The 16,191-nt window shown below is 35.7% G+C and carries 19 protein-coding genes and 2 pseudogenes; 18 read left to right on the plus strand and 3 right to left on the minus strand.

The genetic code is table 11. From position 1 onward, the window contains the following. The 4 genes from PQG54_RS11855 to PQG54_RS11870 all read left to right on the plus strand — a co-directional run. A partial coding sequence (locus tag PQG54_RS11855) for an SGNH/GDSL hydrolase family protein (RefSeq protein ID WP_271807730.1) occupies window positions 1–682 on the plus strand: 682 nt, incomplete at its 5' end. 171 nt (window positions 683–853) lie between these two features. Further along, entirely contained in the window at window positions 854–1,180 is a 327-nt protein-coding gene (locus tag PQG54_RS11860) for a hypothetical protein (protein WP_271790777.1), read from the plus strand. Beyond that, on the plus strand, window positions 1,092–1,481 hold the full coding sequence (locus PQG54_RS11865; RefSeq protein WP_271790776.1) for a hypothetical protein: 390 nt from the start codon (window positions 1,092–1,094) through the stop codon (window positions 1,479–1,481). The genes PQG54_RS11860 and PQG54_RS11865 overlap by 89 nt, the downstream gene beginning before the upstream one ends. Then, a complete protein-coding gene (locus tag PQG54_RS11870; protein WP_271807731.1) occupies window positions 1,478–1,627 on the plus strand; it encodes a hypothetical protein in 150 nt (49 codons plus the stop codon). The genes PQG54_RS11865 and PQG54_RS11870 overlap by 4 nt, the downstream gene beginning before the upstream one ends. On the opposite strand, the gene PQG54_RS11875 is transcribed toward PQG54_RS11870, so the two are convergent. Beyond that, entirely contained in the window at window positions 1,628–2,329 is a 702-nt protein-coding gene (locus PQG54_RS11875) for a hypothetical protein (RefSeq protein WP_271790775.1), read from the minus strand. It abuts the gene before it with no gap. Between the two features lie 137 nt (window positions 2,330–2,466). After that, window positions 2,467–2,937, minus strand: a pseudogene (locus PQG54_RS11880) (LexA family protein). Between the two features lie 20 nt (window positions 2,938–2,957). Here PQG54_RS11880 and PQG54_RS11885 point away from each other — a divergent pair. From PQG54_RS11885 to PQG54_RS11940, 13 genes and pseudogenes are all read left to right on the plus strand, one after another. Further along, window positions 2,958–3,443, plus strand: coding sequence for a hypothetical protein (locus PQG54_RS11885; RefSeq protein ID WP_271790774.1), 486 nt, complete (start codon window positions 2,958–2,960; stop codon window positions 3,441–3,443). Between the two features lie 258 nt (window positions 3,444–3,701). Next, window positions 3,702–3,884 (plus strand): annotated as a pseudogene (locus tag PQG54_RS12475) (Arm DNA-binding domain-containing protein); the annotation flags it as partial. A gap of 3 nt (window positions 3,885–3,887) precedes the next feature. Further along, window positions 3,888–4,127, plus strand: coding sequence for a hypothetical protein (locus PQG54_RS11890; RefSeq protein WP_271790773.1), 240 nt, complete (start codon window positions 3,888–3,890; stop codon window positions 4,125–4,127). Between the two features lie 407 nt (window positions 4,128–4,534). Next, the gene (locus tag PQG54_RS11895) at window positions 4,535–4,756 is read left to right on the plus strand and encodes a hypothetical protein (protein WP_271790772.1); all 222 of its coding nucleotides are present in this window, start codon (window positions 4,535–4,537) and stop codon (window positions 4,754–4,756) included. 680 nt (window positions 4,757–5,436) lie between these two features. Beyond that, the gene (locus PQG54_RS11900; protein ID WP_271790771.1) at window positions 5,437–6,468 is read left to right on the plus strand and encodes a LacI family DNA-binding transcriptional regulator; all 1,032 of its coding nucleotides are present in this window, start codon (window positions 5,437–5,439) and stop codon (window positions 6,466–6,468) included. Window positions 6,469–6,613: 145 nt separating this feature from the next. After that, a complete protein-coding gene (gene iolE, locus PQG54_RS11905; protein WP_271790770.1) occupies window positions 6,614–7,525 on the plus strand; it encodes a myo-inosose-2 dehydratase in 912 nt (303 codons plus the stop codon). Between the two features lie 20 nt (window positions 7,526–7,545). Next, a complete protein-coding gene (locus PQG54_RS11910; protein ID WP_271790769.1) occupies window positions 7,546–8,718 on the plus strand; it encodes a Gfo/Idh/MocA family protein in 1,173 nt (390 codons plus the stop codon). 4 nt (window positions 8,719–8,722) lie between these two features. Beyond that, window positions 8,723–9,745 carry a Gfo/Idh/MocA family protein gene (locus PQG54_RS11915; protein WP_271790768.1) on the plus strand — a complete coding sequence of 341 codons (1,023 nt, stop codon included), beginning with the start codon at window positions 8,723–8,725 and terminating at the stop codon, window positions 9,743–9,745. Then, on the plus strand, window positions 9,738–10,532 hold the full coding sequence (locus PQG54_RS11920; protein WP_271790767.1) for an SDR family oxidoreductase: 795 nt from the start codon (window positions 9,738–9,740) through the stop codon (window positions 10,530–10,532). The genes PQG54_RS11915 and PQG54_RS11920 overlap by 8 nt, the downstream gene beginning before the upstream one ends. A 250-nt stretch (window positions 10,533–10,782) precedes the next feature. Further along, complete coding sequence (locus PQG54_RS11925; protein ID WP_271790766.1) at window positions 10,783–11,313, plus strand: hypothetical protein; 531 nt, start codon at window positions 10,783–10,785, stop codon at window positions 11,311–11,313. Further along, a complete protein-coding gene (locus tag PQG54_RS11930) occupies window positions 11,297–11,428 on the plus strand; it encodes a hypothetical protein (protein ID WP_271790765.1) in 132 nt (43 codons plus the stop codon). The genes PQG54_RS11925 and PQG54_RS11930 overlap by 17 nt, the downstream gene beginning before the upstream one ends. A gap of 171 nt (window positions 11,429–11,599) precedes the next feature. Beyond that, window positions 11,600–11,824: a phage terminase large subunit family protein gene (locus PQG54_RS11935; protein WP_271790764.1), complete on the plus strand. Its 225-nt coding sequence runs from the start codon at window positions 11,600–11,602 to the stop codon at window positions 11,822–11,824. A gap of 12 nt (window positions 11,825–11,836) precedes the next feature. Next, window positions 11,837–12,040 (plus strand): hypothetical protein, encoded by a 204-nt coding sequence (locus PQG54_RS11940; RefSeq protein ID WP_271790763.1) that lies wholly within the window; start codon window positions 11,837–11,839, stop codon window positions 12,038–12,040. A 460-nt stretch (window positions 12,041–12,500) separates the two neighbouring features. Here the strand turns inward: PQG54_RS11940 and PQG54_RS11945 are convergent, their stop codons facing one another. Beyond that, a complete protein-coding gene (locus PQG54_RS11945) occupies window positions 12,501–14,006 on the minus strand; it encodes a hypothetical protein (protein ID WP_271790762.1) in 1,506 nt (501 codons plus the stop codon). A gap of 204 nt (window positions 14,007–14,210) precedes the next feature. Between PQG54_RS11945 and PQG54_RS12425 the strand changes: the two genes are divergently transcribed. Then, a complete protein-coding gene (locus PQG54_RS12425) occupies window positions 14,211–14,372 on the plus strand; it encodes a terminase gpA endonuclease subunit (protein WP_340163383.1) in 162 nt (53 codons plus the stop codon). Window positions 14,373–16,191 lie beyond the last annotated feature (1,819 nt).

The raw sequence follows: 16,191 nt of genomic DNA on the forward strand, positions 1-16,191 counted from the left end.
ATGGAATGGAAATATAAATAACAATGTGATTATTTTAAAATCTATCACCATTGATGATAGCGCAAGCATTTTGGAAACCATCCAGCCAGAAACAACAATGTTATGTATAGGCGCTTCATTTACGGAAGGCTATGGAACTGTTGGCATTGAACATAGTGATTTTAAAGCAAATGATACAACATGTTCATGGGGGGCATTGCTAGGAACATCATTGGGTTTTAATGTGGCAACATCAGGCTATGCAGGAAGTGGTTTTTCAAAAGGTGGAAGTGGCGATTCTCCATCTGTCAGGATATCTTATAAATACATGGATGCTGATATACCCAGAGATTTTAGAGATATTGATATTGCTGCATTTAATATTGGATCAAACGATGGGGACATGTCTTCTGAAGATTTTATTGCTGCTGCTAGTGAAATGATAGATGATTTGAGAACTAGATATCCTGATATGCTCCTATTATTTACAACACCTTTTTGGGGGACCCATCAATCTAGTTGGTTGGCTGTTTCTGAGAAATATGCTGACGATGCTAAAGTAATTTATATTGAAACGATTTATCCACAATTAGTAGGGCATCCCACGATCAGTAATTACAGACAATATATTTTACCAGACCTTGTTAAAAAGGCAAAGAAATCATTGTTTTGCTTAAATAATGATGCCGTAAATACAGTTTAAATTAATCAGATAAATTCTAGTGAAAGCATTACTTTAAGACCTTCGAGCCCTTTTGAAGTATTAACAATCAAAAAAATCTAATAGTTAAATAATAATCAAGCATGAAAAGGGGCGCATTGAGCGCCTTTTTTTATGCCTATGGAATGGGAAAAGACAAATGGATTGATTTTAATGATGGAAGTTCTTCAATATTTACTGGGTGTTATTTCAGGGGACATAGCGGGGAACATGATTGCTGTAGTGACGACGATAGTGACGATTTGTACGTTGATTATTCGTTTTTGGAAGATGCCAGAACCGACCAGTAAGGGGTATAAGCTGTGGAAATTATTCCATGTATTAGCCTCCTTTAAAACGCCAACGACGATCAAAGTGGAGAACAAAAATGGTCAGAAGATTGATCAGGTCTATGAGACAACACGATCATTGGTTTGCCGAGTGGTGGAGCTCTATTTTACTGATGGTTGTTGGAATTTATGGATTATGTGTGCCAAATAGCTTTATTATCCAACAATCCTTTATTGATGGTTTTTTAAAGTTTTTTTTATTTGATGTGTGGCAGTGGCTATTTATTGTATTTGGGCTATTTCAATTTACTGCTTTGCGTTGTGAAAGCATAATCGGCAGAGGGGTTGCAGCGTTCTTTGCATCCTCTTTGTTAATTTGGGGGACGTTAAATATCCTCGTTTATGGCCAATGGCATTTCAGCTTGGTCGCGTGGGGGATATTTGCTGTGATTAATCTCTATGCCCTTTACAGAATTGCAAGGGGGATAGAGAAACGCTATGAACTTCTTTGAAATCATCCGTTGGTTGGTGGGAAACCAACGCCGAATGGATCAAAATCCATGACCCTTGGGTTATTCCAATCATCGCAATCAGTATTCCGTTATCGTTGGTAATCCGTGCAGTATGCGCACTCATTAAAGCCTGGCGGGGGAAGTGATTAACACTTGGTAGTTATTGTTTTAATTAATTGTAAAAGTATACTAAATGTTAATGGAGTTATTAAATTTACAAATATAAGGGCGATATTTGAAATAAATGCTATATACATTATTCTATAATATTGACGTTTGTTTTCTTTCTTATAAAAATTACACAAAAAAAAGCATATAATTATTATTATCAAAGTGATCATTATATATATAATATATATAGCTATTTTTGAATCAGGTTTGAAAAAATGTTCATGTATGGTATTTGTTAAAAATGGTAAAATTAAAATGCCGATATTTACAATCGCTCTTAATATTCTTGAACCATGATATTTCTTTAAAACGTATTTAAAGGATTTTTTTATAAATTTTATAGAATTTAAATATGTAAATGCTGTAACACATATATCGTTTACTGTTACGTAGAGGAACAAGAAAAACAATAAAAGTAAAATTATTGTGTCCGATTTAGAATGATGATTTATAGTAGTATGCAGATTTGCATATGTACCATATAGCCCCGAAATAAATAAAATTAAAGTAGATATCCGAGCAAGATCATTACTTAATATATAGCTTTTTCTTCTATAATTTAACAGAAAATCAATAGTTTCGTTTTTGTCTTTTTCATTCTTAAATAAAATAAATTCATTTGCGTAGGTATCATCTATTTTCTTTTGTTCATCGTTAGCTTCTGCATTGTTAAGCATATCAAAGGTGTTCTTTCTTAGGGGGTCATACTAAGAAAAGCAATATACAGAATAATTATTAAATTGAAACGATGATGTATTAATCATTAAAAAATTTATTTTGTTCTAAAAGAATGCACTCTATGGAAAACAACACCCTATATATAGGTTTCCTTATCTTTGATCTGAATGGGTGGGTAATCAGGATTACCAGATTTAAGATAAGGCACTTTGTTTTTGTAAGCCAAGCATTTACAAGTTAGTTCTTTATCCAATGAAACGATGACGATATCTCTTTACACAGCGGTCATGGAACGGTCAACAATCAGCAAATCGCCGTCAAATATTCCATAACCATTCATAGAATCATCAGCTACGTGAATATAATAGGTTGAGGATGGATGATGGATAAAATACTCGGTCAGGTCTAAAGGTTTCTCCATATAGTCCGTAGCAGGTGATGGAAAACCAGCACGTACATAAACATCAACAAATAGCAAAAAACGCTTCTTTTGTTCATCGTAATATAAATTGGTAATTTTTGTTACGATCGTATGGTTCACCGTTAAGTCTCCTTTATTAAAGGAATAAATGGTGTTTTTTTCTGTAAAAACAACAGAGTAATTCATTAAAATCACAAGGAAAAACTATGGCTAAAGTCACAGGTGGGATTTATATTCCGCACTTAAAACAAGAAATTATCACCCCAGCATTGGATTATCTGGGTCTTGGTGGATCACGAGCCATTAACCAAGTCACAGGAACGTTCTTGGCAGAGGGATATGCTGGAGGAGTTACCTATTTAAAACAACTCGGCAATTGCCCTGCTATAGGTGCCATGCAGATGGAACCAGCAATCTATAATGATATTTGGAAGAACTTTCTGAGTAATCCAAAACGCAGCCATCTTGCAGCCTTGCTTAAAAATATAGTTGGCACTTTTAATGCCGATAATAATGGTATTCCCAAAGCAGAGACAATGATTGGTGATCTATTCTTTGCAGCTGCAATGTGTAGAGTGTTTTATTTGCGTATCCCAGCAGAGTTGCCATTGGCCAATGATGCAAGCGCCATGGCTCAATATCACAAACGATATTATAAACACTTCACAAGGAAAAGCCATCAGGAAAGATAATGTCGATCGCTTCCAGCAGGCGATTGACGGGTGACTTAGGTAGAAATTGTTATTGATATAGAAAATTCTTTTGTTGGTATTGTCATGGCACGCGATAAAAGAAATAGACCTTTAACAGATAAAGGGATCAAATCATTCAAACTTCGAGATAAAAAATATTTAAAGGATGACACGCAATCAATATGTCTTATTGTTGTACCTAATGGTTCAAAATTATGAAGCTTTAGATATAAGTTTAATTAAAGACAAAGGGAATTATCTTTAGGTTCTTATCCTCTTGTAACATTAGCTCAGGCAAGGCAGGCTCGTGATGATGCAAAATGTGAAATCGCAGACGGCATTGATCCAAATATTGCAAAAAAACAAAATAAAGCGCTGAAGAAATGCAATGATCAATTGCAGAAGACTTTAGCCCAACATGGTTTTTATTTAAAAGGATAGCTAATGATGTTTACAGCTCAAGAAACGAACGATGAATCAAAGACTTTTTTAGATTATATACATCGTCAGTTGATTCCATTCCGTTTTGAAAGTTTAAATTTGGGTAATTTATGGATTGCTCGTCGGGTGAAGGCAACCACCGCTATACTAGTCGCTATCAAAAAGAGTAAGAATGAAACTATCCCTGCGCATGTTTATGCAAATCTTAGAGAATTTTATTTCGAAATTAAAAAGAAAAAATAAGGTGCCATCACGAATAAACCAGAAGTAGGCGGGATTGCAGCAGATCTATTACGCAGCACCATTTTGGGAATTCCATTCTTGGTTCATGTTGTAGTAAGGGAAATATTTCAACGGTCTTTTATAAAGCGGGATATAAAAATATTGAATGTCATGATTTGGTAGGATGGGGCATTGCAACTCCGTTTCTACAGACAATATTTAGACAACGAGATTTTTTAACGACACTAAAGCTGCAAAAATGGGACAGTATTATCAGTAATCCTCCGTTCAAGGATACTTTGCCGATTATTGAAGAGGCTTTGCGTGTAACTAACTTTAAAGTTTGTATGTTGCTGCGTTTGGTTTTTTTTAGAGTCAGAAAGGAGCACATAGTTTTTAAAAATTCTCCACTGGCCAGAATATAGGTCATGAAAGACCGTGTAACAATGTATCGTGGGGATTTATATACCAGAATTAATTTCTTAAGCGAAGGGATATTGGAGCACTTCGATTTACCATCGTTAAAGCAAAGTCAAGCTTATGATAAGCTCTGTAAAATTTGGGCGGTTATGGGCAAATACCATTGCATGATCTTAAATATGATTGTGTTGGGGGATATGAGCAGCAAAGAAACATCTCAAAAACTATAACTGAATCTGAATTACGCAATGGATCAGGTGCTATCGATGTTCATTTTGCTCGAAGAAGCTATGAAGGATTTATAAAATAGGGGCGTGTAATTTTGTAAGAATTATATTAATATATGACGAAATGGGCGCTTATTTAGTTATTAACCTTTACCTGGTTTTTACAAAGAAATATGCCAGCATGGAAACCATCTTTATTATTCCAAATTATTCTAACTGGCGTAACCACCAAAATCTGTTATTTTTAGTGTTGATAAGTAATACGATGCTTTTTGTGAAAACGCTACAGTCCTTTAATATACTATGGTTTTATAGTATGGTAAGACAACAAAGTATTCTAACATCAAATATCATCCCCTCCACAGAAAATTATTAGAGATTCAAAAAATGTCACGTTTAGCACTCAATCAACTCAAAGATTGAGATTGCCTGTAGATCATCTGATCTCTTAGACAAACACGATTCATTGATAAACCAATGGGCAATATCCGTAAAGGGCTTAAAAGTAGGATTGTTTGTTTAATGTGTAATTACAGTAAACAGCAGTTTATTTAAATTTAAGATAGTTATTATTATATTTTTATTACAAAAAATATGATTATATAATTTTAAAATTAACCATTAAGCAAAATATAAAAACAACAGTATATCTCTTTAAAAAACATTTGAACAAGATTAATTATTTGAAACAAAATCGAAATTTAAATAAAATCACTCTACAACAAGTTGCAAATGCAACAGGATTAAGTATCACAACGGTTGATCGTGTAATTAATCGTCGAGGTGGTGTTTCTAAAAAATCTGAAATTAAAATTTTACAAGCAGCACAGGCTTTAAAATTAGATCGGTTTTTATTTATTCATCACTTACAACATATACGCGTGGCTGTTTTAATGCAGCCACCCAGCAATCATTATTGTGAAGTGTTAAAAAATACTTTTGATGAGTTAAATCATTCTAATCAATCCCGTATTACCTTTTTTTTACATTCTATTAATGTGCAAAATGTTCCTGAAACCATTCAAAAAATTAAAAATGTTTCTATTAAATATGACGCGTTGGTTATTATTGCCCCTCATATTGATAAAATATCTCAACTGATCCAATCATTGGCTCAAAGAATCCCCGTTATTACCTTAGCAACCGATATTCCTGATAGCGCAAGAATGATTTATGTCGGCCCGAATAATTATCAACTTGGCCGCGTTGCGGGTGAATTAATGGGACGTTTCCTTGGCTCAACAGGAGGAGAAGTCATTGTTATCTTGGGGGTTGCGAAGATGCATGGCCATACGGAAAGAGAACGTGGTTTTAAATCTATTTTACAAGAATCTTTTCCGCATTGTCATATTATCAATTCATTTGAAAGCTATGAAAATAGTTATGAAATGAAGAAAATTATAATTAGCGCATTAAGAGAATATAAAAATATTAAGGGAATATACAATATTTCGGATGAAAATCCTGCCATTAGTGAAGTCTTAAATACAACAAAACTTGATAAGAAAATGACACTAATTACGCATGAACTCACGCCTATTCATGAAGAGCTTCTTAAAAAAGGTGTGATTGACGCTATTATTGATCAAAATCCAGAATTAGAAGCAAAGCAAATACTCAATACGATTATTCATTACTTTCATAATGATAAGAATGCTATTCCAGAATATGATTACACACCTTTTAATATTTATTTACGAGAAAGTTTATTATAATTCTTTTGTTATAACTAAAGAAAATGTGATGGATAAAAAATATAAACACGTTATTTTTGATGGGTTCCCATCATTTTACTCGTAGTTTATTAGAAAATATGTCGATAATTTTTGATGAGTGGATACATTTTATCAAGAGTATATCATGACGCAACATATTCAAAAACACGATCAATTAATAAAAGTTGGGGCCAGCCCTCTTTCTTGGGTTAATGAGGTTTTAGATGACCTTGGCAAAGGAACAAAAGCTGACCAATGTCTCTCTGAAGCAAAAAAAGCTGGATATGCAGGAGTGGAAACCAGCAAGATTTTCCCTTCTGATCCAAGTGAATTAAAAAAACTGTTACAAAAACATGATCTACAGCTTGTTTCAGGGTGGTATAGCGGGTTTTTAACAGAGAAATCTGTTGAAGACGAATTTAAAGATGTCATTTCTCATGCTGAATTACTAAAAGCATGTGGTTCATCCGTCATGGTATATGGGGAGTGTGGACATATGGCACAGGATGCGTTGGATATTCCAATGTCTCATAGACTGACTTTATCCCTTGATGGGTGGAAACATTATGGCGAACGCCTGACTTTATTTGCAGAAAAAGTAAAGTCTGAATTTGATATACAAATTGCATATCATCATCATTTAATGATGGTAGCCGAAAAGTTAGATGAAATCCGCACTTTAATGAACACAACGGGTGATGCTGTGGGGCTATTATTAGACACAGGCCATGCTTATGCGGGTGGATTTGATTATGCCATTTTAATTTCTGAATTTGGGTCTCGCATTAAACATATCCATTTAAAAGATGTACGTGGGGATATTTTCAAAGACATTAGAAATAAAGAGGCCTCTTTTAATGAAGGGGTTAGAGCTGGCATGTTCACTGTTCCAGGGGATGGGATCATTGACTATGAACCTTTGTCTCAATTTTTGAAAAATAGCAATTATTCAGGTTGGATATTGGTTGAAGCAGAACAAGATCCAGCCAAGGCTAATCCTTTATCGATGGTTAGCTCTGCCTATCAATTTATTCAAAAACAAATCCTAAAAAATTAATAAAGTTAAGGGGAATTTTGATGACACGTAAAAAACTGAATATTGGATTAATTGGCTCTGGTTTTATGGGGCAAGCACATGCAGATGCCTATCGAAGAGCTGCTTTGTTATATCGTAATTTAAAAGCAGAACCTATTTTACATACATTTGCTGATGCAACCCCAGAGTTAGCTGCGGAAGGTGCAAGTCGTTTTGGATTTTTACATTCTACGCATGATTGGAAAAAATTAGTCACCAACCCTGAAATTGATTTGGTGGATATTACAACCCCTAATTCGATGCATTTTGAAATGGCAATGGCTGCTATTGAAGCAGGAAAGCATGTTTATTGTGAAAAACCGTTAACCGTAAATTTAGAAGATGCCAAGGCACTATCCGAAGCAGCAAAAAAACATGGCGTTAAAACGATGGTTGGGTTTAACAATATTAAAACCCCGTCTGCATTACTTGCTAAACAATTGATTGACCGTGGAGATATTGGACAAATTACCCGTTTTCGTGGATGGTTCGATCAAGGTTTTTTTAATGATTCAGATATGCCATGGAGCTGGAGATGCTCTAGAAAACTTGCAGGAACAGGGTCTTTGGGGGATTTAGGGGCGCATGTCATTAGTGTTGCACAATTTTTAATGGGGCCAATTGAAAGTGTCTTGGGTCAAGAACAAACATTTTTTAAAACAAGACCTGCACCAGGCGATGGGTCTGGATATAAAGCCAGTGCAGATTTAAATGCAAAACGATTAGATGTTGAAAATGAAGATCAATTTCAATCACTCGTTCAATTTAAGAATGGTGCAGGCGGTACTATTGAGTCTTCTCGAATTGCAGCAGGAAAAGTTTTTGGTGTTTATTGGGAAATATCTGGCACTGAAGGCACGATTATCATGGATGGTGAGCGATTTAACGAGTTAAAAATTGTTCGATATCAGGATGATAAAGCGGATCGTGGATTTAAAACCGTCTATGCAGGCAGTCAAGTTGAACAATTTAATGGCTTTTTTGGGTTTGATTTTGCTGGTGGAGGTCTGGGATATTTCGATGTTAAAGTCATTGAAATTTATGATTTAATTCAAGGAATTATGGACTCATCTTCTTGTTTTCCAGATTTCGACTTTGGTTATGAAAATCAAAAGATTATTGATGCAATGGCTCAATCTGTTTCTGAAAAAAAACGTATTTTTATTAAAGGATAATCACATGACAGGAATAGCTTTAATTGGTGCAGGTCGTATGGCCAAGGTACATGTTGCTTCTATCATTGCAGCTGGGGCAAAGATTGCAACAATTTATGATCCAGTTGCAGAGGCTAGTAAATTGCTTGCCGCACAAACCAATGCTAAAGTTTGCTATAGTGCAGCAGAAGCAATGAATGATCCTTCGGCAGAAGCGATTATTATTGCCACGTCTTCGGATACACATATTGAATTGCTGTATGAGGCTGTTAAAGCCAAAAAACCTGTTCTTTGTGAGAAACCCTTATCTGCGAATTATCAAGAAGGTATTCAATTCATTCGCACTATTGGCGATGATGCCGCAAAGAAAATATGCGTCGGATTTAACCGTCGTTTTGATCGTGGTCATGCGTCGGTTCGCAATGGCGTTCATGCAGGGCATATTGGACGATTGGAGCAATTAACAATTACCAGCCGTGATCCATATCCTCCGCCATTAGAATATATTCCTCGCTCAGGTGGGCTATTCAGGGATATGATGATCCATGATTTTGATATGGCGCGTTCTATTATCCAACAACCAATTATTTCTGTTACGGCACATGGATCTTCGATTGTTGATCCTGAAATAGGAAAGCTCGGCGATATTGATACAGCAAGTGTCACCATGATTGCAGAAGATGGTGCGTTGATTACAATTTTAAATTCTCGTCATTGTGCTTTTGGGTTTGATCAACGCATCGAAGCCTTTGGGGCAAAGGGAATGTTGGTTTCTGATAATCCAAGACAATCAGGATATACAACTTATACCAGTGAATATCCTGGAACATCTGCACCGATATTAGAATTCTTTATGGAGCGTTATGGTCCTTCTTATACCGCAGAAATTCAAACCTTTATTGCTTGTTCGCGTGAAGGAAAAGATATGCCTATTAATGCCATAGATGGCATGATGGCGGCCTATTTAGCAGAAGCCTCAACCGCTTCCTTAAAGCACAAGAAAACCATTACCCTTACAGGACTAGATCAGGAGTTTACAAATGTCTGATTTAAATACACGTCATAAAAATACCATTGCTTTGATTACCGGAGGGGCGCAAGGGGTCGGGTTTGCAATTGCTCGCCAATTAATTGCCGAAGGATGCACAAAAATCATGTTGGCGGCGCGTGATGCGCAAAAAGGTGAGAAAGCAATTTCTGAATTATCCTCTGCCAATGTGAATGTGCAATTTACCTCTTTTGATTTACAAGATACGCAAGCATGTCTTGATTTAGTCTCAACAACGGTCAAGACATTTGGGGATGTGAATGTCCTTGTCAACGCCGCTGCTTTTGGAGGACGTGGAACATTAACAGACACGTCCGCAGAATTATGGGATCAAATGTTTTTTACTAATGCTCGTGCGCCCTTTTTCTTAATGCAAGGTTTTGTTAAACACCGAATTGAACAAGGAGGGTATGGATCGATTGTAAATATCCTGTCTCAATGCGCCCATTGTGGGCAATCTTATCTAGCCCCTTATTCATCTTCAAAAGGAGCGTTAGCAACATTAACCAAAAATGTCGCCAATGCGTATCGATCCAATCGTATTCGTTGTAATGCAATTTTACCAGGATGGATGGACACACCTGGTGAAAATATTACCCAACGTAAATATCATGGTGCAACGGATGGATGGTTGGAAAAAGCTGAGGCAGAACAGCCTATGGGTCAATTATGTAAACCCCATCAACTTGCGGAATTGGCAAGCTATTTATTAAGCCCCAATGCAGGAGTGATGACAGGTGCATTAATTGATTACGATCAAAATGTTGCTGGTGCATATCCAGAATAAAAGGTCTTGTTACAAATAATGTTCTAAGCTGTATATGTATGAAAATTTGGTGGTGTAGATAGATATTATGTTATTTAACCCGCAGATGTTTTGAATGAAATTTAATTTGTTTATTAATTAAATTTCATACAAAAAAGAAACGTACCTATCATGGAGATAGATGGAGGGATCTTTGGGTCCTTCCTAGCTTTTTTTGTATCACAGGTATTTCGCGCCCTGTCTCGTGTCTAGCTAATAGGTTTTTTAGGGGGTGCAACCTAGCATGCAGTTGGGTTGCAGTACGGCAGAAACGATAAGTCAAAGTGAGGCTGTACGTTGTGCTGGAGTTAGCCGAATAAACATTCAAAAGCAATTAAAAGTTGGATGGATACAATCTGCTGGGAAAAATAAGGTTGATCTCGCATCTTTCAATGCTTGGCTCGCGAGTAAAAGATATTTTGACCAAACTGTTGAGTTATCACAAACGTGGATAATTCCATATAATCCATCCTTACCCATTTTTAAAAACCTTCAAGATGCAGAGCTTTCTAATGCCTGTTATGAGGCACGCCTGAAACAATTAGACTGTGATTTTAAATTGGGTGCTGTGGTCAGGATTGAAGATGTGGTTGATGACCTCTCTTCACAACTAAGTGCGATCAGAACGCGTTTACTCGAAATTCCTGCAGAAATGGCATCTCAGATATTTAACTGTAAAATAGTCGTAGAAATCCAAGGTAAGATGTACCAATTAATAGTCAGAGCACTAGGAGAATTATCCGAGGATGAACAATGGATCTAACAGTGGAAAAAAACTCTGTCACGAAATTAGCCCGTGTAAGGTACACGAAGATCCAAGCCCAATTTTGGTGGAGCAACCTCGTGCTGAATATGCCGAGGATTATTCAAAATCCTAGATTACTCATATGTTATAAGATACGACTATATTAGCTGAAATTGTTTCTGCACCCAAAATACGATCAGATGAAAATACATTGCTGAAAAAAACTACGAAGAATGGCGCTTTGATCTCATTAGTTGGAGCAAAACCGCCAGGAGGCTTTTAACGGATTACCGTTCGGATCGCATTGTTTGATGAGGTTGATGGTTATTCTGTAGTGGGTGCTGGTTTAGAAGGCGGTCAACGTCGTTTTTATGTGTCTTGCCGCCATTGTGGCGAGTATCAAATCTTTGAATGGGGTGGCAAAGACGTAACACATGGTATTAAATGGGATAAAGATGAACAAGATAACGCTTTATCTGAAACAGCCCATTATGTATGTCAGCATCATGGTTGTGTCATAGAGGAATAAGACAAACCAGACTTGATTAAAGAGGGTGAATGGCGTGCCAATGCTCTGTTTAAAGGGTATGTATCCTTTCATACTAACTCGCTTTATTCATTGATGCCGAATGCCGAATGCCGAATGCCAAATGGTCTTTTGGTTGCAGAGTTCTTGCGTGTAAATTCTGACCCGTTTGATGGGAAGACATTCGAAATCAAGGCGAGGACACATTATTTAAACTGATCTTTGAACGACGTGCTGAAATCTGGGTGGGTGAAGTGCCTGATGTTATGGCGTTATTAATGGCGGCAGGCGGTATCCAAGATGGCTGTATAAAGCTAGAGATTGTCGGTTGGAGGAAATATGTATACTTTTGGGATTTAACTCTGGGTCATGCAAATAAGGAGTAGAATTCAACGTGCTAGAGGGGTGAATAGCACAAAATTAAGAACTTTTAAAATCGACAAGAGAAATCATAGAAGCTTCTGGCCTGCTAAAAATATCGTAAGCAATTGAAAAGAAATATCTTATGCAGATTCGTAATGAATTTATATAGAAAATTTTTTTGAGAGTTAATTGCCTTGTTATTATTATCAATTTAGTAATTTATAATAGGTCTTACCGAAGCTATCAGATAGATAACTTCGGTAATTTGTATTATATCATATTTTGCATTACATCATATCAAGATGATGCTGTTTTGTTACTTGTTATTATAAACAAAAAATTGATTTGTATTTAATTCAGAGACAGAAACGCCTTGTAGGGTGATGGTATTCGTATTGAGATTAAGAATAGCATTTCCTTGAGCATCATTTTGTGATGCGTTCAAAAGTTGCTTTAAAGATGTACGATTTAATCCATAGTTGAATAATGCTATTTGATTGCCGCTAGAAGCTGAGAAATCTTTGATAACTGTTGAGCCACCATTAGTATTTTCTTTGGTAAAAGCAAATAAATTATCGCCAAGACCACCACTAAACGTTGATTGTCCACTTCCTGCTGTTAATGTATCATCTCCACGACCAGTGACGGCAACTAATGTAGAAGTTTTATCATTTGCGGCAGAAACATCTATCGCTTTGTTAGAGTGTGCTGCATTTAAGGTTGTGTTTCCTTTGCCCGCATGAAATACATTATCATCACCACTAGCATTTAATGTTAGGTTGAGATATGGATCAATTGAACCAAAATTCATATTATCATATGCAGCATCTCCCCCTTTGATATTGGTTGCCCCAGCAGCGCTAATGGTTACATTCCCAATAGCAGCAGAGATATCTAAATGACCTGTTCCACTATCAATAACATTATTTATTGGGTTTCGTGAAAGCATTCCTGTAGTGAGGCTTACTTTATTATCTCCATTACCTAATAGCATTTGGCTAGAATGCCCGTAAACGCTAATGTTATTTGAGCCATCACCTGTTATTATTGTATGTTGCATTACATCCGAGTTTGCTCTGTTTAAACCACTAGCATGGATAGTAATATTATTATTACCTTGACCGACTTTGACGAAATTAATTCCACTTGCTACGTATATTGTATTACTTCCATTTCCAAGAGTAATATTATTTATTCCGTTGTGTGTAGAATAAATGTTGTATTCATTCCCTGTCTGATTTTCGTCAGGAACATAAATTTTATTGTTTCCATTTCCAGCAACGATTGTGTTTTGCCCATATGTAAGGTTAATATTACTATCATCATCGCCATTATATATTTCCCAGTTACCTATTTGTAACGCGCCTGCGATACCTCCCATGGGTATATCATCGTAAGAAGTATATCCACTACCATTAAAATACAATTTACCAACTGTATTAATGATTTTTCCAGAAGTCCCATTAGCAGTAATATTAATTCCTGCCTTTCTGCCAGAAACAATGGTATTATAATAACTATAATTGCCAATATACTTATATTTTAAGGTAAAGGCTTTGTTTGGATTTGTATCTTGTACATTATCTCCCACCATAATTACATCTGTATTAAAATGATTGATATATTGTGTACTTCCTGATCCATATACTCTGGCAATCTGAAATTCATGTTCTTTATAAGGGCTAGAATATTCATCCCAAACGTCACGATTAAAAGGTATTTTTTGTTGAAGATAGCTTTGGGTTAAATTTAATTGGCGTTGTGCTTCACCTGAACCCAATTCTATTTCTGTATTAGAACCAGACATTTTAAAAGTGGTCATAGTATGGTTTCCTTTTTTGATTGTAAATTATATGCATTTCAAGTTGTAAATATGTATAATTTTTACAGATCGTTATAGTATTTTATTTATAACTATTTTGCAATATTGTTATATAAGGCTTTGATCTAATAAAGTAAAAAGACTTGAGTGTCTAAACTGACCCAGTTTAATTGTAGATTCTTGTGAATACAATCATAGGGGGAAATCTTTAAGGATCAAGGCGTTGGTGTATTATTTGAACTAACCCTTGCAAAGCATGGTGAAGTTTTGGCAGATGATGTGCTCGATAGGGTAGTGTTATTAACTGCGGCAGATGATACGCAAGATGACCGTATAGAATTGGGGATCGTGGGTTGGGGACAATGAAGAGCGCTGGTCGATAGCCTATGTGGTAATTGATGGGGATCCAGACAGTCCTGGCTTGTGGCAAGAGGCTGATTTTGTGGTATAAAGCTAATGGTCATGCGTTGAGTATTGTGGCAGCTTATATTGATTCAGGCGAACATCATATATGACTGGTTTACGAATTTTGTAAAGCACGCTTAGGGCGCAGAATTTGTGCAGTAAAGGGCAGTTCTGAACGGTCAGTCAGAAAAGAAAGATTCTGTGAAGGCTATGAAGGAATTGGTGAATAGGTTTTTATGAGTTGACGGGGAGGGGAGGATGTAAACGAAGTATAGATTTTTAATCCAAGGCGTAAGTTTAATTAGACAAAACACTAAAATACTAAATAATCTGATATCATTGGCAATTCTCCTAACAAATATAATAATAGCTGTGATTGCCCATATGTTGCTATATTATACGATAAAAGAATACTTCATTACTACAACCTCTCCCACGGGGCTTTGTCCTATTTTAATAAATAATTATTATTAAATCAATATTTTTATACAAACATTATGAAAACCATTCTTCATCTCAATACAAAACAAACTATGTTTGAACCTCAACGTATTGCGTCGAAAGATATTCCGTATGCGTTGGCGCAAGGGTTGAATGGGGAGGTAAAGGCTTCCGGGATCAGGTCAAGCCAGAGTGACCGAGTATCTTTCACAATACCAATCTTTACTCGCAATGCGGTTACTTTTACGCCGGTGACTAAATATTATTAAACAGAAACAATTTCTATGAAAGACTAACAAGCTAAATATTTACAATTTGAAGAATAGGTTCGTACCAGAACGGTCAGTGATAACATACTAATCTCGATGCCAAAGCAGCAAAGCGCAGAGCTGAAACGCAACCGATGGTGATCCTGCCCAAGGAATCTCAGAAACGATTTTAACTGCAGTACACTATAATTCATTGATGGATGAAATCATGAATGCAGTCAAGCCCAGCGAGTTAAAATCAGATAAGGATAATTAGGGGTAATTGGCGTTTTAAGAATACTATAACTTTGTAAGTAAAAGCTATTTTTTAACGGAACAGAGAATATCCCTGTGAAGTGTATCAAATAAGCGATATATTTAATCACAAAGTAAAGGGAATTATTATAGTAACAACATTAATTTGTGCACATAATTTAACTGTGTTAGCACGTTACGATATGGAATATCTGGATTACAGTTTAGACATATCAATTTTTTATAAGATAATATAGATCGCATTCAGTCCATTTTTGCAATAAAAAAAATAAGTAGCTTGTTTAGTTTTGCTGTGCTTATGAATATATATTGTTCCAATTATGTGGTGGCAGTTGTTTGTTTCAAATTATTTGGACCCGATCTATAAAAGCAGGGCAAGTCTTATGGCCAAATGTTCTCCTGCGTTTGTTCCTAATTTAATGTAACTGTCTAATACATAACTTCTCAGTGCTTATGATGAGGTATTTTTTCTTTTAATAATGATATTTAGACGAGCAAATCAATTAGCGTTCCAGAGTGAAGGATAAATATTGTTGCGCGTGATGATTTAATGCTTATCATCGGATTTATTAAAGAAAAGTTTGGGTGTGTGATATTATATTAAGATTACAGCAAATAATTTTGTGTATTAATTATAGTGTAAATAATAGAGATATTAATTAATTCTTATAAAAAACAGATCCAGCAGACGCGTAACGCCTATAGGTTAAATGGTGGTGTATTGATGCGTGGTTCGGATAGTAATTTGGCTGGATGATAGAGAAATTACTATGTGTAATTTTGACAAAGTATGATAGAATAAGTACTAAGATACT

This window comes from Commensalibacter communis (assembly GCF_947179015.1).
Classification (GTDB): domain Bacteria; phylum Pseudomonadota; class Alphaproteobacteria; order Acetobacterales; family Acetobacteraceae; genus Commensalibacter; species Commensalibacter communis.